General features: G+C 71.7%; 22 protein-coding genes. 12 read left to right on the top strand and 10 right to left on the bottom strand.

Going from position 1 to position 25581, the window contains the following annotated elements; genetic code table 11:
* The first annotated feature begins 10 nt into the window (after positions 1–10).
* Positions 11–544, top strand: coding sequence for a hypothetical protein (locus OG285_RS28000; RefSeq protein ID WP_356824731.1), 534 nt, complete (start codon positions 11–13; stop codon positions 542–544).
* Positions 545–855: 311 nt separating this feature from the next.
* Positions 856–975, top strand: a complete 120-nt coding sequence (locus OG285_RS27995) for a glycosyltransferase (RefSeq protein WP_371792566.1) — start codon at positions 856–858, stop codon at positions 973–975.
* Here the strand turns inward: OG285_RS27995 and OG285_RS27990 are convergent.
* The gene (locus OG285_RS27990; RefSeq protein ID WP_371792565.1) at positions 972–1208 is read right to left on the bottom strand and encodes a hypothetical protein; all 237 of its coding nucleotides are present in this window, start codon (positions 1206–1208) and stop codon (positions 972–974) included. The two genes, OG285_RS27995 and OG285_RS27990, sit on opposite strands and share 4 nt — an antisense overlap.
* 389 nt (positions 1209–1597) lie before the next feature.
* On the opposite strand from OG285_RS27990, the gene helR reads away from it, so the two are divergent.
* The 6 genes from helR (at position 1598) to OG285_RS27960 (ending at position 9949) form a co-directional block, all read left to right on the top strand.
* On the top strand, positions 1598–3745 hold the full coding sequence (helR, locus tag OG285_RS27985) for an RNA polymerase recycling motor ATPase HelR (protein WP_371792564.1): 2148 nt from the start codon (positions 1598–1600) through the stop codon (positions 3743–3745).
* A gap of 175 nt (positions 3746–3920) precedes the next feature.
* Complete coding sequence (locus tag OG285_RS27980) at positions 3921–5213, top strand: ABC transporter substrate-binding protein (protein WP_356824743.1); 1293 nt, start codon at positions 3921–3923, stop codon at positions 5211–5213.
* A 12-nt stretch (positions 5214–5225) separates the two neighbouring features.
* On the top strand, positions 5226–6155 hold the full coding sequence (locus OG285_RS27975; protein WP_371792563.1) for a carbohydrate ABC transporter permease: 930 nt from the start codon (positions 5226–5228) through the stop codon (positions 6153–6155).
* Between the two features lie 24 nt (positions 6156–6179).
* On the top strand, positions 6180–7007 hold the full coding sequence (locus tag OG285_RS27970; RefSeq protein WP_356824747.1) for a carbohydrate ABC transporter permease: 828 nt from the start codon (positions 6180–6182) through the stop codon (positions 7005–7007).
* Entirely contained in the window at positions 7004–7999 is a 996-nt protein-coding gene (locus OG285_RS27965; RefSeq protein ID WP_371792562.1) for a LacI family DNA-binding transcriptional regulator, read from the top strand. The genes OG285_RS27970 and OG285_RS27965 overlap by 4 nt, the downstream gene beginning before the upstream one ends.
* Before the next feature lie 18 nt (positions 8000–8017).
* Positions 8018–9949 (top strand): cellulase family glycosylhydrolase, encoded by a 1932-nt coding sequence (locus OG285_RS27960; RefSeq protein ID WP_371792561.1) that lies wholly within the window; start codon positions 8018–8020, stop codon positions 9947–9949.
* A gap of 54 nt (positions 9950–10003) precedes the next feature.
* On the opposite strand, the gene OG285_RS27955 is transcribed toward OG285_RS27960, so the two are convergent.
* The 4 genes from OG285_RS27955 to OG285_RS27940 form a co-directional block, all read right to left on the bottom strand.
* Positions 10004–10432, bottom strand: a complete 429-nt coding sequence (locus tag OG285_RS27955) for a hypothetical protein (RefSeq protein ID WP_371792560.1) — start codon at positions 10430–10432, stop codon at positions 10004–10006.
* Between the two features lie 121 nt (positions 10433–10553).
* Positions 10554–11720: an SWIM zinc finger family protein gene (locus OG285_RS27950; protein WP_371792559.1), complete on the bottom strand. Its 1167-nt coding sequence runs from the start codon at positions 11718–11720 to the stop codon at positions 10554–10556.
* A complete protein-coding gene (locus OG285_RS27945; protein WP_371793639.1) occupies positions 11717–14629 on the bottom strand; it encodes a DEAD/DEAH box helicase in 2913 nt (970 codons plus the stop codon). Before OG285_RS27945 ends, OG285_RS27950 begins: the two co-directional genes overlap by 4 nt.
* Positions 14630–14735: 106 nt before the next feature.
* Positions 14736–16178, bottom strand: a complete 1443-nt coding sequence (locus OG285_RS27940; protein ID WP_356824757.1) for a carboxylesterase family protein — start codon at positions 16176–16178, stop codon at positions 14736–14738.
* A 209-nt stretch (positions 16179–16387) separates the two neighbouring features.
* Between OG285_RS27940 and OG285_RS27935 the strand changes: the two genes are divergently transcribed.
* Positions 16388–16786, top strand: coding sequence for a RidA family protein (locus tag OG285_RS27935; protein WP_371792558.1), 399 nt, complete (start codon positions 16388–16390; stop codon positions 16784–16786).
* A 97-nt stretch (positions 16787–16883) separates the two neighbouring features.
* Complete coding sequence (locus OG285_RS27930; protein WP_356824761.1) at positions 16884–17219, top strand: hypothetical protein; 336 nt, start codon at positions 16884–16886, stop codon at positions 17217–17219.
* A 62-nt stretch (positions 17220–17281) separates the two neighbouring features.
* On the opposite strand, the gene OG285_RS27925 is transcribed toward OG285_RS27930, so the two are convergent.
* The 5 genes from OG285_RS27925 to rpsA all read right to left on the bottom strand — a co-directional run bounded on the left by OG285_RS27925 (position 17282) and on the right by rpsA (position 21724).
* Positions 17282–17983, bottom strand: coding sequence for a class I SAM-dependent methyltransferase (locus tag OG285_RS27925; RefSeq protein ID WP_371792557.1), 702 nt, complete (start codon positions 17981–17983; stop codon positions 17282–17284).
* Positions 17984–18054: 71 nt separating this feature from the next.
* Positions 18055–18423 (bottom strand): tetratricopeptide repeat protein, encoded by a 369-nt coding sequence (locus OG285_RS27920; protein ID WP_356824765.1) that lies wholly within the window; start codon positions 18421–18423, stop codon positions 18055–18057.
* A 34-nt stretch (positions 18424–18457) separates the two neighbouring features.
* Positions 18458–19057 (bottom strand): dephospho-CoA kinase, encoded by a 600-nt coding sequence (gene coaE / locus OG285_RS27915; RefSeq protein WP_356824767.1) that lies wholly within the window; start codon positions 19055–19057, stop codon positions 18458–18460.
* Between the two features lie 45 nt (positions 19058–19102).
* Entirely contained in the window at positions 19103–20041 is a 939-nt protein-coding gene (locus OG285_RS27910; RefSeq protein WP_356824769.1) for a PAC2 family protein, read from the bottom strand.
* A gap of 168 nt (positions 20042–20209) precedes the next feature.
* Entirely contained in the window at positions 20210–21724 is a 1515-nt protein-coding gene (gene rpsA, locus OG285_RS27905) for a 30S ribosomal protein S1 (protein WP_356824771.1), read from the bottom strand.
* A gap of 388 nt (positions 21725–22112) precedes the next feature.
* Between rpsA and OG285_RS27900 the strand changes: the two genes are divergently transcribed.
* Positions 22113–22952: a class I SAM-dependent methyltransferase gene (locus OG285_RS27900; RefSeq protein WP_356824773.1), complete on the top strand. Its 840-nt coding sequence runs from the start codon at positions 22113–22115 to the stop codon at positions 22950–22952.
* A 4-nt stretch (positions 22953–22956) separates the two neighbouring features.
* Positions 22957–25509: an ATP-dependent helicase HrpB gene (hrpB, locus tag OG285_RS27895; RefSeq protein WP_371792556.1), complete on the top strand. Its 2553-nt coding sequence runs from the start codon at positions 22957–22959 to the stop codon at positions 25507–25509.
* Positions 25510–25581: the final 72 nt, after the last annotated feature.

Below are 25581 nucleotides of genomic sequence, written 5' to 3'. Positions count from 1 at the left end.
GTAACGTGGCATGACGGATCGCCCGCTGCTCCTCATCGACGTGGATGGCCCCCTCAACCCGTACAGCGCCCGGCTCGCTCGCCTGCGCGGCTACACGGCCCACCGCCTCCACCCGGCGAACTGGCTCGCGCGCCAGACCCCGGGTTCCCGGGCCCACCGCCGCGGCCTATGCGTCCGCCTGCATCCGGAGCACGGCGCCCGCCTCACGGCTCTCCCCTTCGAACTCGTGTGGGCGACCACCTGGATGCACGAGGCGAACGAGATGATCGGCCCGGTCATCGGCCTGCCGCACGCGCTACCGGTCATCGAATGGCCCGAGCTCTTCGCCAAGGACCCCGACGGCCTCTTCTGGAAGACGCGCCCGCTTCTGGAGTGGGCGGCGGGCCGCCCCTTCGCCTGGGTGGACGACATGATCACGGACCTGGACACGGCTCATGTCACGACTCACCATGACGCGCCGTCGCTGCTTCTACGGATCCGGCCCCGACACGGCTTGCGGGAGAGGGACTTCACCACTCTGACCAACTGGTCGAAGTCGTTGTGAGGCGGTGGGCGAGGCTCTGCTCGACCGCAACCGTGCTGATAGCGCCGGCCGGGGGGAAAGAGGCTCCGGGTTGGCGTACGGACTTGCACCGACAAGTAAGGGCGACCAGAAAGCGCTGATGCCACTTCGCCAGGAGTTCGCGAAAAGGTCTGCCGTCCGGACCGGGCGGCAGAAGACAAAATAAAAAGCAAGGAGAGTTCCCACTCCTTGCCACTTTTAACTTATAGCGCACTGGGGGGCTTGCGGCAAGGCCCCCTCCGTACCGCAGAATCGTCGGCCGAACCAGGATCTACGGGAATGCGAGTCGCGAAGTGCGCGTGCTGTTGACGACGTATGGGTCGCGCGGGGACGTCGAACCGCTGGTGGGGCTCGCGGTGCGGTTGCGCGCCCTCGGCTCGGAGGTACGGGTGTGTGCGCCGCCGGACGACTAGTGCGCCGAGCGGTTGGCCGGTGTCGGCGTGCCGCTGGTGCCGGTCGGCCGGTGGGCGCGGGCGCTGACGGCCCGGACCCCGCGGCCCTCATCTCTGCCCCGGCGCGCGCCCCAGTTGATCGTCTCCCGGTTCGGCGCGGTCACCCCGGTGGCCGAGGCATGCGATGTGCTGGCGGCGACCGGTGTGACGCCGGCCGCGGCCGGTGCGCGGTCGGTGGCCGAGAAGCTGGGCATCCGCTCCGTGCCCCTCACTTCCAGCAGCTCACCCTGCCGTCGCCGCAGCACCCGCACTGGCGTATCCGGGCCGGCCGTTCCTGCAGGACGTGACCGACAACCGGATGCTGTGGGACCTGGATGAGCACGGTCCGCACCGACGGGGCGACCGTGGTCGCTGAACTGCTGCTCGGCATGGGCAGCCGAGAAATGCCGCCCATGTCCGCGTGAACCCCGGAACGAACACCCCAGAACGAACAACCCCAGACCGAAGGACCCAGTATCCGCGTTCGGCGGAATCCGCGTCCGGCGGAGCAGTGCCGCCGCGGTGGCCACCACGTTCGTCACACCGGTCCGGAAGCCCTGCTGCGCGCAGCGGCTGCAAGCGACCTCAGATCGGAGCCCCTCACATGAACCCGCTGACCACCAGAGCGTTCGACCTTCCCGACCGCCTCTCCCTCAAGGCCGACCCGTCGCTGGTCGGGGGCGATGAGCAGCACTTCGCGGCTATCGCGGAGTGCCTGGACCGGTCGATCGCCGAGCTGTCCGCCCGCCTCGATGCCGAGCGCAGGGCACCCGGCGGCGTCGGACGGCAGGCGATGGACCGGGACATGGAGATCCACCGGCTGACCGCCCGCCTGCGCACACTGCGCCGCTTCGGCCTGGACCTGTGCCTCGGGCACATGGTCGGCGAGGACAGCCACGAGCCCGTGTACGTCGGGCGCCTCGGCCTCAAGGACAGCGCGGGCCGCAGGCTGCTGATCGACTGGCGTTCTCCCGCGGCTGAGCCGTTCTTCGGAGCCACCCATGCCAACCCGATGGGTCTGGCGAGCCGCCGCCGGTATCGCTGGACGGGTGGCCGGATCAGCGACTACTGGGACGAGGTGTTCACCCCGGACAGGTTCGCCGGGCACGCCGCGCTCGACGACCAGTCCGCCTTCATCGCGAGCCTGGGCAGCAACCGGTCACCGCGGATGCGCGACGTGCTCGGCACCATCCAGGCCGACCAGGACGCCATCATCCGCGCGGGATCCCGCGGCGCTCTCGTCGTCGACGGCGGCCCGGGCACCGGAAAGACCGTCGTCGCTCTGCACCGCTCCGCGTACCTTCTCTACTCCGATCCGCACCTGGGCCACCACCGGGGCGGCGTGCTGTTCGTCGGTCCGCACCAGCCGTACCTGGGGTACGTCGCCGACGTCCTCCCCAGCCTCGGCGAGGAGGGCGTACAGACCTGCACCCTGCGGGACCTCGTCACCGAGGGAGCCTCAGCCGCTACCGAGGCCGACCAGGGCGTGGCCCTTCTGAAGTCGTCGGCGGACCTGGTGAAGGCGGTCGAGACGGCCGTCAGGTTCTACGAGGAGCCGCCCGCCCGGGGCATGACGGTCACGACCCACTGGTCCGACATCTGGCTGAGCGCCGGTGACTGGGCCGCGGCGTTCGAAGCGGCAGAGCCCGGTACTCCGCACAACGAGGCGCGCGACCAGGTCTGGGAGGAACTGCTCACGATTCTGGTGGACAAGCACGACGAAGACGCCCCGGCAGGCCTGCTCCGCACGTCGCTGCTGCACGACCGGGAGCTGCTGGCCGCGTTCAGCCGCGCGTGGCCGCTGCTCGAAGCGGCTGACCTGGTCGGAGACCTGTGGTCGGTGCCCGCCTACCTGCGGATGTGTGCCCCCTGGCTCGGCCCCGATGACGTGCAGCGGCTACAGCGCGAGGACGCCCGCGCCTGGACGGTGTCCGACCTGCCGCTCCTGGACGCGGCACGGCAGCGACTCGGTGACCCGGAGGCGTCGCGGCGCAAGCGCCGGCACCACGCCTCGGTCGCCGCCGAACGCGAACAGATGGCCAAGGTCGTCGACACCCTGCTCCAGTCGGACGACGACGGTGAAGGTGTGCTGACGATGCTGCACGGACAGGACATCAAGGACAGCCTGGTCGATGGGGCCGCACAGCCCGGCGGCGAACCGGATCTGCTCGCCGGGCCGTTCGCACACGTCGTCGTGGACGAAGCGCAGGAGCTGACCGACGCGGAGTGGCAGATGCTGCTGCTCCGGTGTCCGTCCCGGAGCTTCACCGTCGTCGGAGACCGCGCCCAGGCACGGCACGGGTTCACGGAGTCGTGGCGGGAACGGCTTGAGCGGGCCGGGCTCGACCGGATCAACCTGGCCTCCCTGAGCGTCAACTACCGGACACCGGAAGAAATCATGGCGGAAGCCGAGCCGGTCATCAGGGCCGCGCTCCCGGACGCCAATGTGCCGGTCTCCGTCCGCAGCACCGGGATCCCCGTCGCCCACGGATCTGCTGCGGACGTGCACGCGATCGTCGACGCCTGGCTCGCCGCGCATACCGACGGGATCGCCTGCGTGATCGGCGATCCCGGGTTCCGGGCGACGTCCCGCGTCCGGTCGCTGACCCCGGAGCTCGCGAAGGGGCTCGAGTTCGATCTGGTCGTCCTCGTCGACCCGGAGGCGTTCGGCGAGGGCATCAAAGGAGCGGTCGACCGCTATGTCGCGATGACCCGCGCGACCCGGCAACTGGTCATCCTCACCAGCCCCTGACACCGGCCGGACGAGGGCCCGGTTTCCCCGGTCCCCACCGCCCCCGTTCACCATGTGCAACGGGGGGTTGACCGCGCCCCCATGGCCTCATACGGTGCTCCCACCTCGCAGGTATATCGATTAACCACCTCCCAGGTTCCTCACTCCCCTGCTCCCCCGTAGGAGGCCGCACGCCGTGCGTTCCATGCTGAATCGCCGTGGATTCATCTCCGCGGGTGCGGCCGTCGCCGCCGGTGTCGCCGTGCCCGGGCTGTCCGGGTGCGGGATGCTCGGAGGGGACGAGTCCGATCCCGACACCCTGGTCATCCACAGTTCGCTGGGCGGCACCGCGCCCGGCTCCGCGACCTTCCGGGCCGTTCTCGACATGTTCCGCAAGGAGAACCCGGGGCTCAAGGTCAAGAGCCTGATCAACGGGGACGAGCTGGGGCAGGTCTACGAGACCTCGCGGCTGGCGCACAAAGAGGCCGACGTCGTCATGGTCAACCTCTATGACAAGACCGTCTCCTGGACCGAACTCGGCGCCACGGTGACCGTGAACGGCTATCTGGACGACTGGGACCTGCGCAAGCGCATCCTGCCCGCCGCGCTCACCGAATGGACCGACGAGAAGGGCCGGCTCCGTGCCCTTCCGTACATCGCGAGCAACTGGCCGGTCGCCTTCAACCGCGGTCTGATGCGCAAGGCCGGTGTCGAGGACATCCCGCTCACCGGGGACGCGCTGATCGCCGCGGCGAGGAAGCTGCGCGCCAAGGGCACCGCCCCCGTCACCATCGGCGGCAACGACTGGACCGGGCAGAAGCTCCTCGCCCAGATCATCCAGTCGTTCCTCACCGCCGACCAGGCGAAGAAGCTCTACGCCACCGGTGACTTCAGCGGGATCAAGGGGGCGCGGGAAGGCATCGAGTACTTCGTCGAGCTGAGGGACGCCGGGGTCTTCACCGACAAGGCCCAGGGGCTCACCACCGACTCGATGACCACGCAGTTCAACACCGAGGCCGCCGCCATGCAGTCCGCGATGTCCTCCGCACTCGCCCGCGTTCCTGACAACGTTGCCAGCCATACGGACGTCGGCGGCTGGCCGCTGCCGCCCGGCGCCGTGCACGACAGGCCGACCATCCTGCGGACCTTCACCGTCTCCGGGTTCTGGGTCAGTCCCAACGGCACCAAGAAGATCGAGACCGTCGAGAAGTTCGTCCGCTTCATGTACCGGCCGGAGGTCGTCAGCCGGTTCATCAAGGAGGGCGGCCGGGACATGGCGGTGCGGACGGACACCCTGAGCGACCAGTTCCCGCTCGTCGCCAAGGCCCAGCAACTCGGCTCCGGTGTCAGCCAGGTCGTGCTGCCCGACCTCTACGTACCGCCGTCGGCCGTCCAGCCGATGATCCAGGCCACCAGCACCGCCTTCACACCGGGCGTCAGCTCCCGCCGTATTCTCTCCGCGCTCCAGGGCGCGTACCGCAACGCCTGAGGAGGCAACCCCATGACGATGACCTCGTCCGTCAGGCCCGCCTCCCGGCAGGCAGTCCCGCCCGCCGGCACCCGGCGGAAGCAGCACGGTCCGCGCACCATGGTCCTCGCGCTGCCCGCCCTCGTCTGGTACCTGGTCTTCATGGTCGGACCGATGGTCGCGATCTTCGTGATCGCCGCCCTGCACTGGCCCGGCATGCTCCAGCCGACGTCCTTCGCAGGCGTCGACAACTTCCGTGCCCTGTTCGACGATCCGGTTTTCTGGCAGGCGGTGCGCAACACCGGCCTGCAAATGGTCATCGCGCTTCCGGTGATGATCGTCTGCGCCTACATGGTCGGGTACTACGTCGCCCAGAAACCGCCCGGCCACCGGGTGATCCGCTATCTGCTGTTCGTCCCCGGGCTCATCTCCACCCCGGCCAAGGCCATGGTCTTCTACGCCGCCCTCTCCCCGGACGGTCTGGTCAACGGCGCCCTCAAGTCCGTCGGCCTCGGATCGGTGACCGACGCCTGGCTCGCCAACCCCGACACCGCGCTCTACTGCCTGATCGCCCTGGACGTCTGGGCCGGAATCGGCTTCACCGCGGTCCTGTTCGCCGCGCGGCTCGACAGCGTGCCCGAGGAGATCGGCGAGGCCGCGCAGCTGGACGGCGCCGGGCACTGGCGCGCCATGTGGCGCATCCACTTCCCGGTCATCAAGGAGTACGTGGGCGTCGTCACGATGCTCCAGTTCCTCTGGACGCTCTTCGGCTCGGCGCAGCAGGTGCTGCTGCTGACCCAGGGCGGTCCCGCCAACTCCTCGACCACGCTGTCCTTCCTCGTCTACGAGAAGGCCTTCATGGAGAGCGACCTCGGCTACAGCCAGGCCGTCGGTGTGGTCCTCTTCCTGGCGGGGCTCGCCGGACTGCTCGCCATCCGCCGCGCCTTCCGCCAGAGCTACTGATCGGAGCCCGACCCCATGGCCACCATGAAGTTCAGAAAGTCCTGGCTCCCCGCGCACATCCTGGTGTGGGCCTACGCCGTGCTGCTCGCCGTCCCGCTCTACTACTTCCTGGCGTCGGCGTTCAAGTCCAACGAGGCCATCTTCGCCCACCCGCTCGCCCCGCCGACCTCGCTCGGGTTCGGGAACTTCCGTACCGCCTTCGAGAGCGCCGATCTGGGGATGGCGATCCTCAACTCCGGGATCGTGACGGTGTTCTCGCTGGCCCTGACCCTGGGCCTCGCCATACCCGCGGCGTTCTCGCTGGCCCGGGCGCGGGGCCGGGTCGGCGCCGCCATCGAGAGGATCTTCTCGCTCGGGTTCCTCATCCCCACCTTCGCCGCCCTGTTCCCGACCTTCCTGCTCTCCGCGGCCACCGGGCTCTTCCACACCCGGCTGTTCATGGTGCTGTTCCTGCCCGCCACCGCGATGCCGCTGTCGGTGGTGATCCTCATCCAGTTCATGCGCACCATCCCGCCCGAGATGGAAGAGGCCGCGCGGATCGACGGCGCCTCGACCTTCGGCGTGCTGCGGCACATCTACACCCCGATGTGCATGCCCGGCATCGCGACGGTGCTGCTGCTGAACTTCCTGACCTTCTGGAACGAGTACCTGTACTCCCTGATCATCATCGGCCCGGACCCGGACCTGCGGACCATCCAGGTCGCCCTGCCCACCCTCAAATCGCAGATCGGTACCGACTACGGCATCCTCACGGCCGGGACGATCCTCACCCTCGTACCGGTCTGGATCATGTACACGCTGCTGCAGAAGCGGATGCAGCAGGCCCTGGTCAGTGGCGCGGTGAAGATGTGAGTCCGGGTACGGCGGCCGGTCCCCGGCCCACGATCAAGGACGTCGCCGCGGAGGCCGGGGTCTCCACGGCGGCCGTGTCCAAGGTCTTCAACAACACCGGCCGGATCTCCGAGTCCACCCGGCGCCGCGTCCTGGAGACGGCCGGGCGGCTCGGCTGGTCACCGAGCGCGTCCGCGAGCGCCCTGCGCCGGGCCCGTACGCACACGGTCGCGATGGTCGTCCGCCGCCCCACCGACGTCCTCGGCACCGACCTGCACTTCTCCGAGCTGATCACCGGTCTGGAGAGCGAGCTGTCGCCGCGCGGATACGGGCTGCTGCTGCATCTGGCCGGCGATGTGCGCGAGGAGACCGCGCTGTACGAGCGACTCGCCGCCGAGGGCCGGGTCGACGGGGCGGTGCTGACCGAGCACCGGGCCGACGATCCGCGGCCGCCGCTGCTCGAACGGCTCGGGCTGCCCGCGGTCCTGCTGGGCACGGCGCACGGCAGCGGGGTCAGCGAGGCGGTCCGCCACCTGCTGGACCTGGGGCACCGGCGCATCGCCTATGTCACCGGGCCGACCGGGCTGCTGCACACCCGATTCCGGCAGCGGGTCTTCGAGGAGACCCTGGCCGCGGCGGGCCTGTCCCCCGTCTCGGTCCTCCACACCGACTTCACCGAGGCGGCGGCCACCGCGGCCACCGAGCGGCTGCTCGCCCTGGACCCGCGGCCCACCGCCATCGCCTTCGCCAACGACTCGATGGCGGTGTGCGGCATCGGCACCGCGCAGCGCGCGGGCCTCTCCGTGCCCGCCCAGCTCTCCGTGGTCGGCTACGACAACCTGCCGGTCGGCAGCTGGATCCACCCCCGGCTGACCACCGTCGACCAGTACGTCCAGCGGGCCGGCGCGGCTGCCGCCCGGGCGCTGCTCGCGCAGTGCGGCGAGGACGTACCCCCTGAACCCCTCACCGGACAACCCCGGCTCGTCGTCCGCGAGTCGACCGGTCCCGTCTGATTCTCTGGAGCACGAAACATGCAGCGCCACAGCGCCCAGCTCACCCACGACCCGGCCGTTCTGCCCTGGCTCGGCGCCAACTTCTGGTCCCGCACCGGCGGCCCCCTGATGTGGCGCGACTACGACCCCGGTGTGGTGCGCGAGGAGCTCGCCGTGCTGCGCGAGCACGGGCTCAACATGACCCGCTCGTTCTTCTACTGGCCGGACTTCCACCCGGAACCGCACCGGATCGACGAGGAACTGTGCGACCGCTTCCGGGACTTCCTGGACGCGCACAGCGAGTACGGGATGGGCACGGTCCCGACCTTCATCGTCGGCCACATGTCCGGTGAGAACTGGGACCCGGTCTGGCGTGCGGGACGCGATCTGTACGAGGACGTGTGGATGGTCGGCCGGCAGGCCTGGTTCGCGAGCGAGATGACCCGGCGCTTCAAGGATCACGCCGCCGTCACCGGGTGGCTGATCACCAATGAGATGCCGGGGTACGGGCGGATCTACCAGGTCGACCCGCCGTCGTCGGACGTGGTGACGGCATGGGCGCAGTCGATGTGCAACGCGGTGCGGGCGGCGGGCGGCACCCAGCCGGTCTCGCTCGGCGACGGCGCCTGGGGGCAGGAGGTGACCGGGCGCGACAACGGCTTCTCGCTGCGCGAGACCGCCGAGTACGTCGATTTCGTCGGGCCGCACGTCTACCGCTCGGACACCGACACGGTCCGCCAGCACTACCGGGCGGCCTTCGAGTGCGAACTGGCCGCCGTGACCGGGCAGCCGGTGGTCCTGGAGGAGTTCGGCCTCTCCACGGACACCGTGTCGGCGCGCAACGCGGGCGTGTACTACCGCCAGACGCTGCACAATTCGCTGCTGGGCGGGGCGACGGGCTGGATGGCCTGGAACAACACCGACTACGACGATCTGTGGGACCAGTCGCCGTACGACCACCACCCCTTCGAGATGCACTTCGGCATCACGGACGGCGAGGGGCGCCCGAAGGAGCCGCTGCGGGAACTCGCGGCCTTCGCCACGGTGCTCGGCCAGGTGGACTTCGCCCGTTGCCGGCGCTCGGACGCCGGTGCCGCACTGGTCGTCCCCGCGTTTCTGGAGCGCGGCTACCCCTACAGCCGGCCCGCGGACCGTCCGTTGATCTTCTCCTCGCTGCACCAGGGGTACGTCTCGGCGCACGGCGCCGATCTGCCGGTCGGGTTCGTACGGGAGGCGGACGGGCTCGCCGATGACGTCCAGTTGTATCTGCTGCCCTCGACCCGTCAGCTGACGACCCGGACCCGGCGGGACCTGGAGCGGCGGGCCCGCGAGGGAGCGACCGTCTATCTGTCGTTCTGCTCGGGCGAGCACCCGGCGACCCGGGGGCCCTGGTTCCACGACCTGGACGGGCTCTTCGGGGTGGAGCACCAGCTGTCGTACGGGGTCGCCGAGCCGGTCGAGGACACGGTCCTCGACCTGACCTTCACCGAGGACTTCGGCCCGCTGAAGGCCGGTGAGACGCTGCGTTTCCCGGTCGCGGGGAACGAGGACAGCACCGCCTACCTGCCCGTCGTACCGGTGGACGCACGCGTGGTCGCGACCGACGCGCACGGTCGGCCCGCGCTGCTGGTGAACGAGACGGGAGCGGGCAGGACCGTGCTGGCCACCTACCCGCTGGAGCACATGGCCGCCCGCACCGCACGCATCAACCCCGAGCAGACGCACCGGCTGTACGAGGCCCTGGCGGAGGTCGCGGGGGTGGCCCGCCCGGTGACGGTGGACACCCCGTACGTCAGCGCCGATGTGCTGGTCCATGAGGACGGCCGGCGCTTCGTCTGGCTGGTCAGCCAGTCGCAGGACACGCTGACCGTACGGCCGGGCGGGGGCAGGCTCTTCGACCTCGGGACGGGGACGGAGTCGCCGGAGGTCACGCTGGAGCCGTACGGGGTCCGGGTCCTCGAACTGCGCTGACGGCCGGCACCGGCGGGGCGCCACCCCGCCGGTACCGGTTGCGCACGGTGCCCCTCAGCGCCGGCCGCCGGAGTCCGTACTGCCGATGCTCCCGGCCTGGATCACGGTGCTGTTGTGGGCGACCCCGCTGAAGCTGTTGCTGACGCTGCCGATCTGCGGGGCCGTCACCGGTGGCGTCAACTCGCCGAGCAGCGCGCGCAGTTCCGCTGCGGCGTCCGGGTCGGCCACCAGGGCGCGCCGCATCCGCAGCCGCCACTCCCCCTGCACATCGGCGGCGGTCTCCTCGTCGCCGTCCTGCCGGGCCGTCGCCAGTTCGGCGCGGGCCGCGTCCAGTTCGGCCGCGACCGCCGAGGGGTCCGCGCTGCTGCGGCGGGCCAGGAAGGCAGCCACCCGGTCCCGCGTGCGCGACCACGCGTCGGTCGCCATCTGCTGTACGAGCGTGGTCGCCCCCGCCGTCACCAGCGCCGTCAACTCCGCGTCCACCGTGCCCCCTTGAGTTGTTCCGTTAGCTGTTCCGTGAGCCGTCGAGTGAGCCGTTCCGCGAGCCGAGTCGGTCCGTGGGCCGAGCCGTTCCGCGGGCCTCTCAGACTGGCGCCCTTCGAGGTTAGCGCCGGAGTGCCTCCACCGGGTCGGCGTCCGGGGTGTCCCGCGGCCACCAGTCGTCCCTGCCCGGGTCGGATTCGTAGGCGTACCAGCGGTTGTCCCGGCCGAAGCGGAGCTGGAGGGCGCCGCCCGGCACGGTCAGCCGGTTGCGCGAGGGCTGGAAGCGCGGCAGCCCGGCGGCGGCCAGGGCGGCGCGGGCCCGGTCGAAGGGGCCGGCGGGCGGGTCCCACGGCGTTTCGAGTACGGCCAGGCCCTCGGCGCCGCCCTGCCGCCAGGCGGCGACGGCCCGCGCCAGGTCCGTGGGGGTACGGCCGGTTGCCGACGCGAGAGCGCGGTAGAGAGTGCGGGTGGTGGCGGTCAGTCCGGCGGTGGGGCGGGCCGCTGCCAGCCGGACCGCGTCCTGCCAGGGGGTGAGGCCGCTGACGGGGTCGGCGCCGGTGGTGAGCAGGGTGTGGGCGCGCGCCGCGGCGTCGGTGGCGAGGTCGTCGAGAGCCGACGGGTCGGGAGCCCCGGGTGCCTCGGGGTAGGCGGGCGGGCGGCCCGGATACGGCCCGACGGGCAGGGGCGGGGGAAGAGGCGGCAGGAACCGCGGGGTGAGCGCTTCCCGTGCGGGGACTCCGGGGGCGGGCGGCGCGGTGGGCTGCTCCCGTGCGGCATTGGCCGCGTTGCGCCGGGCCAGTTCGTCGAGGAGTTCACGCTCGCTCCTCCCTCGCATCAGGAGCAGGACGAACGGATCGGAGTCGAGGAGGCGGGCCGTCTCGTAGCAGAGGGCGGCAGCATGCTTGCAGGGGCGGCCGCTGTCGGGGCAGGTGCAGGACGGAACGAGATCGCCCGGCGCCGGGAGCAGGGCGACACCGGCCTCGGCCGCCGCGTCGACCAGCGAGTGGGGCATGTCCTTGTCGAGCAGCGCGGCGATGTGGCCCGGCTGGGCGGCGGCCACTTCCAGGAAGTGGTCCCAGTCGGCGCCGGAGAGCGTGCGCAGCCGCAGCTCCGCCCGGTAGGGGCGCGGGCGGCTCCCGTGCACGTAGGCGAGGATGCGGCCCGGTGCGACGTTCACCGCGGCGACATGGCCGGCGTCGGCGTAACTCCTGCCCCGTTCGAGCCGTCCCGGGTCGAGCGACAGCGCTTCCAGGGCGGCCACCCAGGCGTTCCCCCACCAGCTGCTCATGAGGGCCTCCGCAAGGACACCAGGTCCGCGAGCTCCGCGTCGCCCAGCTCGGTGAGGGCGCTCTCACCGGAGCCGAGCACCGCGTCGGCCAGCGCGCGCTTGGCCGTCAGCATCTCGGCGATCCGGTCCTCCACGGTGCCCTCCGTGATCAGCCGGTGGACCTGCACCGGCTGAGTCTGGCCGATGCGGTACGCGCGGTCCGTCGCCTGTTCCTCGACGGCCGGGTTCCACCAGCGGTCGTAGTGGATGACGTGACCGGCTCTGGTGAGGTTCAGCCCGGTCCCCGCCGCCTTGAGGGAGAGCAGGAAGACCGGGCACTCGCCGGCCTGGAAGCGGTCCACCATCTCCTCGCGCCGGGCCACGGGCGTCCCTCCGTGCAGGAGCTGCGAGGGGATGCCGCGTGCGGTGAGGTGTTCGGAGAGCAGCCGGGCCATCGCCACGTACTGGGTGAAGACCAGGACCGCGCCGCCGGAACCGCCCTCCGCGAGGATGGTGTCGAGGAGTTCGTCGAGGAGGGCGAGCTTGCCCGAGCGTCCGGCGAGGCGGGAGGGGCCCTCCTTCAGATACTGCGCGGGGTGGTTGCAGATCTGCTTGAGCGCGGTGAGCAGCTTCATGATCTGGGCGCGCCGGCCGAAGCCCTCACCGGCTTCGATGACCGCCATCGACTCGCGGACGACCGCCTGGTAGAGCGATGCCTGCTCCCTGGTGAGCGGGACGGGGTGGTCGGTCTCCGTCTTGGGCGGAAGCTCGGGGGCGATACCGGGGTCGGACTTCTTGCGGCGCAGGAGGAACGGCCTGACGAGCCGGGCCAGCCGCTCGACCGCGCCGTCCTCCTCGCCGTTCTCGACGATCCTCGCGTGGCGGGCGCGGAACGTCTTGAGCGGTCCGAGGAGCCCGGGGGTCGTCCAGTCGAGGAGCGCCCACAGTTCGGAGAGGTTGTTCTCGACGGGGGTGCCGGTGAGGGCGACCCGCGCCGGGGCGGGGATGGTGCGCAGGGCCTTCGCCGTCGCCGCGTTGGGGTTCTTGATGTGCTGTGCCTCGTCGGCGACGACCATGCCCCAGGGGTGCCCGGCCAGTTCGGCGGCGCTGGTCCGCATCGTCCCGTACGTCGTGAGGACGAAGCCGCCGTCGGTGCCGGCCAGTGAGCGGTCGGTGCCGTGGAAACGGCGGACGGGCACGCCCGGGGCGAAGCGGGTGATCTCGCGCTGCCAGTTCCCGAGCAGCGAGGCGGGGCAGACGACCAGCGTGGGTTCGGCGCGGGCGCGGTGCAGATGGAGGGCGATGAGCGTGATCGTCTTGCCGAGGCCCATGTCGTCGGCGAGGCAGCCGCCGAGGCCGAGCGAGGTCATCAGATCGAGCCAGCCCAGACCGCGCAGCTGGTAATCGCGGAGCGTGGCCTCCAGTCCGGCGGGCTGTGGCAACGGCGCCGTGTCGGACGTGAGTCTGGAGTGCAGGGTCGCGAGCGCGCCGACCGGGACAGCCTCGACCGTCTCACCGTCCACGTCGGCGCTGCCGGTCAGTGCCACCGACAGCGCGTCCACCGGTGCGAGGAGCCCCAGCTCCCGCTTGCGTGCCTTCCGTACGAGGGCCGGGTCGACGACGACCCACTGGTCGCGCAGGCGCACGATCGGGCGGTGCGCCTCGGCCAGGAGGTCCATCTCCGATTCGGTCAGCCGGTCGTCGCCGACGGCCAGCTGCCAGCTGAAGGCGAAGAGCTGTTCCGCGTCGAAGAACGAGGTGCCGTCCGTGGCCGAGCCGGGCGCGGGTCTGACGACCGCGGCGGCGGACAGCGACCGGACCAGGTCCCGCGGCCAGTGCACGACGACGCCCGCCGCGGCGAGCCGTGCGGCGGCCGGGCCGAGCAGCTCGTACAACTCGTCCTCGGACAACGGCAGTACGTCGGGCACGGGCCGCTCCAGGAGCCCGGCCAGCGGGGGCCATACCCGCGCGGCGCGCCGCAGCGCCAGTACGGCGTCGATCCGTACCCGCGGCCCGAAGTGCTCGTCGCCGTCACCGGCCCAGAGCCGTCCCGCGTCGGCCACCAGCGTCGGGTCGGCGAGGCTGTGCACCTGGACGACGGCCGCGGCGGCCCGCCGCTCCCGTGCCGCGGCACGACCGGCCGCCCCGGTGTCACCGGCGGCGGTGTCACCGGCCGCGCCGTCCGCCGGGGTGGCCACGTCGTCGGCGCGGTCGAACAGCTCGTAGCCGGAGAGGTCGAGCCGGAGCGAGACCTGTACGCCCGCGTCCGCCCCTGCCGCCACCTCGGCCGCCCACTCGCGCAGCCCCGGCAGCCGCTGGGGTGCGCGGGCTGCGTAGACGGGCCCGGCCGCGTGCGGTGCGGCCGGGGTGCGCGGCAGGGCGTCGGCGACGGCGTCGTAGAACGACCGGATCAGCCCTTCGGGCTCCGGGAGCTCCAGGGGTGTGCGGCCGGGGAGCGGGACGGCGTACGCCTCGGGCGGCATGGCGGCGGCCACCGCACGCAGATGTGCGACGTCCTCCGCGTCGAGCGGCCCGGCCCGCCAGGCGTCGTGGTCATCGGTGGTCAGTCCGGGCAGGAACCGCCCCCGGGCGGCCAGTTGAAGGGCATGCAACGCCGCCGCGCCCCAGCAGCGGGCGGCGGGGTGGGCGACCGGGGAGTGCCGCGCGGCGGCCAGCAGCGGCAGCGCCTCGGTGACGGGCAGCAGAACAGCTGGCACGGTACGGCGACGGGCCGCCGTACCGTGCCGCTGTACGACCACGAGTTCCTCGGAGCCGGCGGCCGGCACCTGTCCCGCTGCCGGATCCCAGAAGGCGAACCGGCCTTCGCGGGGCAGGGCGGCGGGCAGGAAAACCGCCGCCTGCCGGGTGAGCGCCGCGGGCCCGGCCCCGGTCTCCCCTTGTGTCTCCGCTGTCCGGCGCACCCCGCTCACCTGCCTTTCCACCCTGCTTCCGTCTCTCTGCGAGTGTAGGTGCGGGGTCCGACAGCCGACCGCCGGCAAGGTCGGCAGGTGGCTGGCGGAGGCGGCGGGGACCGGCTCAGCGCACCCCTTCCCACAAGGCGCGCTCCGCGGGACGCGGATCACGGACGGGGCCTGACGCGTCGGCGAAGATCATCGTGGTGCGCTCGGCCGGTCCGTACGCCGGCCAGCCCGGGTCCCCGGTCTCCGCGAAGGCCACCCAGGCTCCGTGCACCGTGTCGGCCAGCGCCTGGGGCGGGTGGCTCCCGAGCATCGGGCGATACGTGGGGTCGTGCAGATTGTCGAAGACGAAGCCCAGCTCGGAGGCGTGGCAGGCGCCGAGTCCACCGTCGAACTGCGGTGAGCGCCAGGCGAATTCGTACACGTGCGAACCGGGTACGGCCTCGGCCAGGCGGAGGGCGGGAATCCGGTAGAACCAGTCGGTCGCCAGCGCGTCGAAGAGCTCGCCCGGGCTCGCCTGCTCGCGCCCCGAGCGGTAGACGGCGAGGGCCCGGTCCGGGTCGAGTCCGTACGCCGTCGCGGCCAGCCGCAGCCGCTCCTCCGTGATCGCGTCCATCCGCCCGGTCGGGACCATGAAGAGGCGGTTCTCCTCCTGGTTGCTGCCGACGAGCAGGTCGACACCGCAGTCCGGGCCGGGCAGGGTGAGTCCGGGAGCGACCGGCTCGAAGGGCATCGCATTGAGCGCGGCGTCTCCCCACAGCTCCGGATCGGGACGGCGCCCGATCTCCGCGCGCAGCTCCGCCTGCGCCCCGAGCAGCGTGGCGAGCGGCAGAGCGGCGAATTCCGTGGCGACGGGAGCGACGCCGAGCCGCTCGGCGAGGTGCGCGGCGATCAGCTGGGCGGAGCGGGGGCGCAGGAAGTGATGCGCGCCCCCGCTCTGCAGAACGGCCCGCCGGAACAGCCCGCGGGCCGGCTCCATCCCCAGCAGCATGCCGATGCTCATCGCACCGGCCGACTCCCCGAAGACCGTGACCCGGTCGGGGGCACCGCCGAAGGAGGCGATGTTCTCGTGCACCCATTCCAGGGCCGCGATCTGATCGAGCAGCCCGCGGTTGTCGGGGGCGCCCTCCAGGCTCAGGAAACCGTCGGAGCCCAGCCGGTAGTTGACCGTCACACAGACCACGCCGTCGCGGGCGAACGCTCTGCCGTCGTAGGCGGAAGCCGACCCCGAGCCGTTCGAGAACGCCCCTCCGTGGAGCCACACCATGACCGGGAGGCCACCGTTGGGCCCCGGCTCGGGCGTCCAGACACTGAGGTTGAGACAGTTCTCGCCTTCGTTGCCGAGGTCCTCGGGGATCAGGACGTCGAAGGGGGGCGCGTACGGCGCTCTGGGCGCGGTCGGACCGTGGACATGTGCTTCCCGCACACCCTGCCACGGTGCGGGCGGCGCGGGCGCACGGAACCGGCGCGGTCCGAACGGCGGCGCCGCGTAAGGGATTCCGAGGAAGGATGCCACCCCTGCGTCGTCCATCCGACCGCGGACGGCGCCCTGACGCGTCATGCACACCGGTTCCATCTGGTTCAGATCTCCACTCTTCACTTCGGTCCCAACGGCTCGGTGGAAAGCATGCGTTCACCGGCGGGGTCCGGACGGCCCGCTCGGCGGAGCCCGGCCGGAAAGGAGAGGTGCCGGGCCCCTCCCCCCTGGTACCGTCCCACGACCTTCCCGTAAAGGTCCCGGCTCCTCATGTCGGGTGAAAGGCGGCCAGGATGGCCCGGCACAGCACGGTCCCGACACTCTTCCCGCCGCCCGGCTACGCGCATGCGGCCGTGGTCGAAGCCGGACAGCAGCTCGCCTTCATGGCCGGATCGGTACCCCTCGACGCAGCGGGAAAGCTGGTCGGGCCCGGCGATCCGCTGCTGCAGACCGAACAGGTTCTCGCCAATCTGGAGGAGGCGCTGCGGGCGATCGGAAGCGGCCTCTCCCTGGTCGTCGCCACCACCGTGTACGTGGTCGCCGATACCCCGGAAACGCTGTCCGGCGTCTGGCAGGTCGTCCGGGCCTCCGGTCTCGGCGCAGGGCCGCACACCTCGACTCTGCTCGGGGTCGGCTGCCTGGGGTATCCGGGCCAGCTGGTCGAGATCACCGCGACCGCCGTCGTGGACTGAGCGCCGTCCCCCGCGCGGCCCAGCACCGGATGCCGCGGGGTCCGGAAGCGGGCAGGGTTGCTCCCACCAGTGACTCTCCGTACAGACGGGACCGCGCATGTCCGATCACCGGCGCCTCGGCTTCATCGCCGGCGCAGTGCTCCTGCCGTTCGCCGTAGCCGGGTGTTCCGGTCTCAGCCGCACGGCGGTCGGCACGATCTCGTACACCACACCGGATTCGAAGGTCGTCACCGTCTCGAATCCGTCCGTGAGCGGCTGCCATCCGCTGCCGCGCGGGGGCGCCGCGTCCGTCGCCAACAAGACGCTGATCGACATGTGGCTGTACCCGGGCGCCGGGTGCACCGGAAAGCCCTCGGTGTACAACGCGACCACGATGACGAACACGGTGACGCCACCGCTCGTGGCCTGGCGCAGCTACACCCTGGTCCACTGACAGCGGCGCGCCGGCCGTCGGAGCGCCCGCGGGCAGCCGCCCGCACCCCGGGCATCCGGTACTCACCGTGCGGGCAGTGCCCGGACCCACGTGCCGTCCTCCGTGAGGAAGCTGTCCACGACGAGCCCGGCCTCGCCCAGGTGCCGCTCGAACTCCTCGTGGCTCAGCGGGCGCGACAGGAACGTCTGCGTCCACGTCGCGTCCGGGTACTCGTACTCGCAGAGCATCGCGTCCACACCGTCACCGACCGGGGTCGCGGATCTGATCCGGACGATCCCGCCCGCGCTGTTGCGCCGCTCCCTCGGTACGTCCGTGTGCCAGTCGAGGCCCTCGCGCTGTATCAGCACACACCCGTCGTCCTTCACGTGACGGCGGCAGGTGCGCAGCAGCCCGTGGCGCACCCGCGGATCGCCCGCGTGCACCAGATAGGACGCCAGCATCACCACGTCGTAGCGCTCGCCGGTGTCCAGTTCCTCGATCGGACTGCACACCGTGCGGACGCCCCCGGTGCCCTCGATCTGCTCCAGCATGCCGGGTGACTCGTCCACCGCTGTCACCCTGAAGCCCCGTTGGGCCAGCGGGCGGGTGACCCGGCCCGCGCCGCTGCCCAGTTCGAGGATGCTCGCTCCGGCCGGGACCGCCGCCGCGACGACATCCGGTTCGCCCCCGACGGGGAGCCGCTTGTAGAGCTCGACGGAGCACCCGTCGGGCGTTCTCGCTCCCGGCCCCGTGCCCTCGTATCCCTCGCGCATCCGGATGCTCATGCCGTACAGAACGAACGTGCCCCGGCCGCCGTTCCCGCCACCGTCCGGAACTCCCGCCCCGGTCCCCGGAGTCAGTCCTCGGAGTCGAACCGCGCGGCCCGCAGATATTCGGGCTGCGGGTCGAGCGCGGCGGCCAACCTGAAGTGGCGCCTTGCCTGTTCGGGGCGGCCGGCCCGCTCGAAGGTCCGGGCCAGGGCGAAGTGCGCGAAGGCGTTGTCCGGCTCCCGCTCCAGCACCAGCTGGAATTCCAGCTCGGCCGGGCGGAGTTGCGCGGCGGCGAAGAACGCCCGGGCGCGCAGCAGGCGCGCCGCGGTGTGCTCCGGGTGAGCCGCGATGACTTCGTCCAGCAGTTTCACGGCGCCTCGTGGGTCGCGGGCGTCCAGCAGCTGTTCGGCCGCGCGGTAGTCGATGACGTGGGTCTCGGGTGTGCTGTGGGACATCGGTGCTGGCCTTTCTTCTCGGTCGCCCGGACGATCAGCGCCCGGCCCGCTCCGTCAGCTGTGCCCAGACCGTGCGCACCTGCGGCTCCAGGGCGTCCAGCGGGCCGTCGTTGTCGATCAGGATGTCGGCGATCTCGCGGCGCTGCTCCCTGGTGGCCTGGGCTGCCATCCGGGCGCGGGCCTCGGACTCCTGCATTCCGCGCAGCCGTACCAGCCGGTCCAGCTGCGTCTGCGGCGACGCGTCCACCACGACCACCAGGTCGTAGAGCGGGGCGAGACCGTTCTCGGTGAGCAGCGGTACGTCGTGGATGACGACCGAGTCCGCGTCCGCCAGGCCCTCCAGTTCGGCGGAGCGGGCTCCGACGAGCGGGTGGACGATCGCGTTCAGCGTCGCCAGGCGGTCCGGGTCGGCGAAGACGACCGAACCGAGAGCGGGCCGGTTAAGGCTGCCGTCCCCGGCGAGTACGGACTCACCGAACGCCTCGACCACGGCTGCCAGCCCCGGAGTTCCCGGTTCCACCACCTCGCGGGCGATCCGGTCGGCGTCGATCAGCACCGCTCCGTAACTGACGAGCAGCCGGGACACTTCGCTCTTGCCGGCGCCGATTCCACCGGTCAATCCCACTTTCAGCATGGCCAGGAGCCTAGAGCCTGTCCGCCGGGGTCTTCCGGCGGGGCATCAGGCGTCTCCCTCCCGCTCCGCGAGGAAGCGTTCGAATTCGCGGCCGATCTCGTCCGCCGACGGCAGTTCGACCGCCTCGGCGACCAGATTGCCACGGGTCTCCGATCCGGCCAGCGCGTCGTACTGGTGCTCAAGTCCCTGGACCAGGGCGGTCAGTTCCTCGTCGCCCTCGCCGATCTGGCGCTCGATCTCGTCCTGAGTGCGCTGCGCCTCGGTGCGCAGCGCGTGCGCGACGCTCGGCAGGACCAGACCGGTCGCCGCGGTGACGGCCTCAAGGGCGGTCAGCGCCGCGTCGGGGTACGAGGACCGCGCGACGTAGTGCGGCACATGGGCGGCCACACCGAGCACGTCGTGCCCCGACTGCGCGAGCCGGAACTCCACCAGCGACTCCGCGCTGCCCGGCACCTGCGCCTCGTCGAACGGCGACTTGTGCCCGGGCATCAGATCCGTGCGGTTGCCGTGCGGGGTGATCCCGACCGGGCGGGTGTGCGGCACCCCCATCGGGATCCCGTGGAAGTTCACCGAGATCCGCACGCCGAGCCGGTCGACGATCTGCTCGACCGCGGCCGCGAACCGCTCCCACTCGACATCGGGCTCGGGGCCCGAGAGCAGCAGGAAGGGCGCACCCGTGGCGTCCTGGACCAGGCGCACGTCGAGCGTCGGGGTCTCGTAGTCCGTCCACTGGTCGCGCTTGAAGGTCAGCAGGGGGCGGCGCGCGCGGTAGTCCACGAGCCGGTCGTGGTCGAAACTGGCGACCAGCTCGTGGGGCAGCGTGTCCAGCAGACCCTCGACGATCTGGTCGCCGGTCTCGCCCGCGTCGATGTACCCGTCGAAGTGATAGAGCATGACCAGTCCGGCCGACTCCTGGGCGAGCGCCACATCGACGACTGCCAGGCCCTTCGGCTCCCATGCGTACAACTCTTGCGGATCAAGCACGATTACCGCTCCTCCTCGTGTTCACCGGGGAGAACGCCCCGCACGGCCCGCGCATTCCCCGCCGCCACGCCTTGCGCACGGACCCGGGCCCGTGCGGACATGAGTGAGGCCCGCCCCCCGAAGGGAGCGGGCCTCGACTTCAGCTATGCACCAGCTGGGACCTGAGCGTCAGCTCTGGCCACCGGCCAGCTTCTCGCGCAGGGCGGCCAGGGCCTCGTCCGACGCCAGGGCGCCGGAGTTGTCGTCCGACTCCGAGGAGTACGAACCGCCCGAGGCACCCGCACCCGCGTTGCCACCGCTGGCCGCGGCCGGAGCGGCAGCGCCCTCGGCAGCAGCGGCCTCGTCGGCCTCGCGGGACTTGATGACCTGGGCCTGGTGCTGCTCGAAGCGCGTCTGCGCCTCGGCGTACTGGCCTTCCCAAGCCTCGCGCTGGGTGTCGAAGCCCTCGAGCCAGTCGTTGGTCTCGGGGTCGAAGCCCTCGGGGTAGATGTAGTTCCCCTGGTCGTCGTACGACGCGGCCATGCCGTACAGCGTCGGGTCGAACTCGACCGAGGCCGGGTCCGAACCGAAGGACTCGTTGGCCTGCTTCAGCGAGAGGCTGATGCGGCGGCGCTCAAGGTCGATGTCGATGACCTTGACGAAGATCTCGTCGTTGACCTGGACGACCTGCTCCGGGATCTCCACGTGGCGCTCGGCCAGCTCGGAGATGTGGACCAGGCCCTCGATGCCCTCGTCGACGCGCACGAACGCACCGAACGGAACGAGCTTCGTGACCTTGCCCGGGACGACCTGACCGATCTGGTGCGTACGGGCGAACTGCTGCCACGGGTCTTCCTGCGTCGCCTTGAGCGACAGGGAGACACGCTCGCGGTCCATGTCCACGTCGAGAACCTCGACGGTGACTTCCTGGCCGACCTCGACAACCTCGGAGGGGTGGTCGATGTGCTTCCAGGAGAGCTCGGAGACGTGCACGAGACCGTCGACGCCACCCAGGTCCACGAAGGCACCGAAGTTGACGATCGAGGAGACGACGCCGGAGCGGACCTGACCCTTCTGCAGGGTCGTGAGGAACGTCTGGCGAACCTCGGACTGGGTCTGCTCAAGCCAGGCACGGCGGGACAGGACCACGTTGTTGCGGTTCTTGTCCAGCTCGATGATCTTGGCCTCGAGCTCCTTGCCCACGTAGGGCTGGAGGTCGCGGACACGACGCATCTCGACCAGGGAGGCCGGCAGGAAGCCACGGAGGCCGATGTCGAGGATGAGACCACCCTTGACGACCTCGATGACGGTGCCGGTGACGATTCCGTCTTCTTCCTTGATCTTCTCGATGGTGCCCCAGGCACGCTCGTACTGAGCGCGCTTCTTCGAGAGGATCAGGCGGCCTTCCTTGTCCTCCTTCTGGAGAACCAGGGCCTCGATCTCGTCGCCGACCTTGACGACCTCATTGGGGTCGACGTCGTGCTTGATCGAGAGCTCGCGGCTCGGAATGACGCCTTCGGTCTTATAACCGATGTCGAGGAGGACCTCGTCCCGGTCAACCTTGACGATGACGCCGTCAACGATGTCGCCATCGTTGAAGTACTTGATCGTCTCGTCGATCGCCGCGAGGAACGCGTCCGCGTCGCCGATGTCGTTGACCGCAACCTGCGGCGTGGTGGCGGTGGTCTCGGTGCTGCTCGTCATGTGGGAAAGGGCTCCGGTACGGACATTGAAGTCGTAGGTACTGCTACGCCGGGAGCCCGTATCGCCTCTGCAGACGCCGGACAGCCCAGGAAGCGCCGATCCGGTATTCCGTGCTCGTTGCCGAACACATCGGTGGCGCCTCGATAACCGAGGGGACATGCAACAGATGCAAGCGCAGCCTGCTAGGTCTGAGGAGCGCAGGCTCGCAGCGCAACTTGTAGCATACGGGGACGGCCGGACACGGTCAATGCGCGAAGGCGCACACCCGGGGCGGATCGCACCAATCCCGGCACAACTTCAGTTGCACGAGGCCACATCGGCCCCGGTGCCGTTCTGCCGGTGCCGGGCACCGGCACTGCCGCCGCTGCCGACGATACAGACTGGCACGATGAACGAAGAGTACGAGTACGAACCCGAGGCGACGCGCCGTGACGCCGGGGACACCGAGAGCAGCCGGGCCAACCGGGGCTGGTGGGACCGCAACGCCGACGAGTACCAGACCGAGCACGGCTCCTTCCTGGGCGACGACCGTTTCGTCTGGGGGCCCGAGGGCCTCGACGAGGTGGAGGCCGAGCTGCTCGGCCCGGCCGAGGGGCTCAGGGGACTGGACGTCCTGGAGATCGGCGCCGGAGCCGCGCAGTGCTCGCGCTGGCTGGCCGCCCAGGGCGCACGCCCGGTGGCCCTCGACGTCTCCCACCGGCAGCTCCAGCACGCGCTGCGGATCGGCGAGAACAGGCCCGGCGCGGCCGCGGTCCCGCTGGTGGCGGCCGACGCATCGGTCCTGCCGTTCCGCGACGGCTCCTTCGACCTCGCCTGTTCCGCGTACGGCGCCGTGCCGTTCGTCGCGGACCCGGTGAAGGTGTTCCGCGAGGTGCACCGGGTGCTGCGGCCCGGCGGCCGCTGGATCTTCTCCGTCACACACCCGATCCGCTGGGCGTTCCCCGACGAGCCGGGGCCCGAGGGCCTCACGGCCACGTCCTCCTACTTCGACCGCACCCCGTACGTCGAGCAGGACGAGCAGGGGAACGCGGTGTACGTCGAGCACCACCGCACCCTCGGGGACCGGGTGCGGGACGTGCTGGCGGGCGGCTTCCGGCTGGCCGATCTGGTCGAGCCGCAGTGGCCCGAGTGGAACACGTCGGAGTGGGGCGGCTGGTCCCCGCTGCGGGGCAGGCTGATTCCCGGCTCGGCGATTTTCGTCTGCGTGCGGGACGACGTACGAGACTGACCGGGTGATCCGTACCGGCGCGCTCGACGTGCTTCCCGTCCGTACCGCCGTGCCCGCCCTCGAACGGGCCCTCGACACGCACGGGACCGCCGTGCTCTGCGCGCCGCCCGGCACCGGCAAGACCACGCTGGTGCCGCTGGTGCTGGCGGGGCTCGTCGGTGGTGCGGCCGGGGAGGGCCCGGTGCGGAAGGTGATCGTCGCCGAGCCGCGCCGGATCGCCGCCCGGGCCGCCGCCCGGCGGATGGCGTGGCTGCTGGGCGAGGAGCCGGGCGGGCGGGTCGGGTTCACCGTGCGCGGCGAGCGGGCCGTGGGGCCGGACACCGTGGTGGAGGTCCTCACCACCGGGGTTCTGCTCCAGCGGCTCCAGCGCGACCAGGAGCTGGCCGGGGTGGATGTGGTCATGCTCGACGAATGCCACGAGCGCCATCTCGACGCGGACACGGTCGCCGCCTTCCTCCTCGACGTGCGGGCCGCGCTCCGGCCGGAGCTGCGTCTGGTGGCGGCCTCGGCGACGACCGATGCCCAGGGGTGGGCACGGCTGCTCGGGGACGCACCCGTGGTGGAGGCGCACGGCGTCTCGCACCCGGTGGAGACCGTGTGGGCGCCGCCCGTCCGGCCGGTGCGGCCGCCGCACGGGATGCGGGTGGACCCCGCCCTGCTCACGCATGTCGCCTCGGTCGTGCGGCGGGCGCTGGCCGAGCGGACCGGCGATGTGCTCTGTTTCCTGCCGGGGGTCGGTGAAATCACCAGGGTGGCCGGGCAGTTGACCGGTCTGGATGTCGACGTGCTCCAGGTGCACGGGCGCGCGCCCGCCGCCGTGCAGGACGCGGTGCTCGCGGGTTCGGCCGGCCGCCGGGTGGTGCTCGCGACGTCGGTGGCCGAGTCGTCGCTGACCGTTCCGGGGGTACGGGTGGTGGTGGACGCCGGGCTGGCGCGCGAGCCGCGCATGGACCATGCGCGGGGCCTGAGCGCGCTCACGACCGTACGGGTCTCGCAGGCCGCGTCCCGGCAGCGCGCGGGACGGGCGGGCCGGGAGGCCCCCGGCACCGTCTACCGCTGCTGGACGGAGGCCGAGGACACCCGGCTCACCCGCTTCCCCTCCCCGGAGATCAAGGTCGCCGATCTGGCCGCGTTCGCCCTCCAGACGGCCTGCTGGGGCGATCCGTCGGCCGCCGGCCTCGCCCTGCTCGACCCGCCGCCCGCCGGGGCGATGGGCGCGGCGCGCGACGTGCTGGCCGCGATCGGGGCGGTGGACGCGGACGGCCGGGCCACCGGCCGGGGCGCACGGATGGCACGGCTCGGACTGCACCCCCGGCTTGCGCGGGCGCTCCTCGACGGCGCACGCGAGGTCGGCGCACGCCGGGCGGCGGAGGTGGTGGCGCTGCTCAGCGAGGAGCCGCCCAGGGAGTACGGGGACGATCTCACCGCCGCCTGGCGCGCCGCACGCACGGGGGGCGACGGCTACGCGGGCCGCTGGCGCCAGGAGGTCCGCAGGCTGGTGTCGGGGGTGGACGGCGCACGGGCCGGGCGGAGTGCGCGGGACGGCGCCGGTGCCGGCGGTCACGGCAGCGGTGCTGACAGCGAGGACTCGGTGGCGGGTCTCGTGGCCGCCCTCGCCTTCCCGGAACGGGTGGCAAGAGCCCGGGGCGAGGGCGCGTTCCTGATGGTGTCGGGGACCGGGGCGGAGACGGCGGCCGGGTCACGGCTGCGTAGTGCGCCGTGGATCGCGGTCGCGGTGGCCGACCGCCCGGCGACCGCCGCTTCGGCACGGGTACGGCTCGCCGCCGTCGTCGACGAGGACACCGCACGGCTGGCCGCGGGACATCTGCTCAGCACCGCCGACGAGGTCCGCTGGGCGGACGGTGACGTGCTGGCCCGGCGCGTGGAACGGCTGGGCGCGGTCGAGCTGGCGGTACGGGCGCTGAAGAGCCCGCCGCCCGCCCTCGTACGGGAGGCGCTCCTCGACGGGCTGCGGCGGGAGGGGCTCGGGCTGCTGCGCTGGACCCCGCACGCACGGGAGTTGCGGCAGCGGCTCGCCTTTCTGCACCGGGAACTGGGCGGCGGCTGGCCGGACGTTTCGGAGGAGGCGCTGCTGGCGCGGACCGACGAGTGGCTGGAGCCCGAGCTGTCCAGGGCGCGGCGGCGGAGCGACCTGACGCGGATCGAGGCCGGGCAGGCGCTCGGCAGGCTGCTGCCCTGGGCGACCGGCGAGGCGGCGCGGCTGGACGAGCTGGCGCCCGAGCGGTACGAGGTGCCGAGCGGGTCCCGGATCCGGCTGGACTACGGCGGGGCGCAGCCGGTGCTCGCGGTGAAGCTCCAGGAGATGTTCGGTCTCGCCGAGACCCCGGCCGTGGCGGGTGTGCCGGTCCTGGTGCACCTGCTGTCCCCGGCGGGGCGGCCCGCCGCGGTGACGGCCGATCTGGCGTCGTTCTGGCGGGAGGGCTACCGGTCGGTGCGGGCCGAACTGCGCGGGCGCTACCCCCGGCACCCGTGGCCGGAGGACCCTTCGGACGCGGCACCGACGCGGTACACGAAGGCACGCCAGAACCGCGGGTAGGGGACGGCCCGGTCCGCCTCCGGCCGGAGTGCCGCCTGTCCGGCTGCCGGACCGCTGCCCGTTCGGCTGCCG

Source organism: Streptomyces sp. NBC_01471 (assembly GCF_041438865.1).
GTDB lineage: Bacteria > Actinomycetota > Actinomycetes > Streptomycetales > Streptomycetaceae > Streptomyces.
Note: the sequence above shows the minus strand (reverse complement) of the source record. Positions and strands in the feature narration are given on the sequence as shown.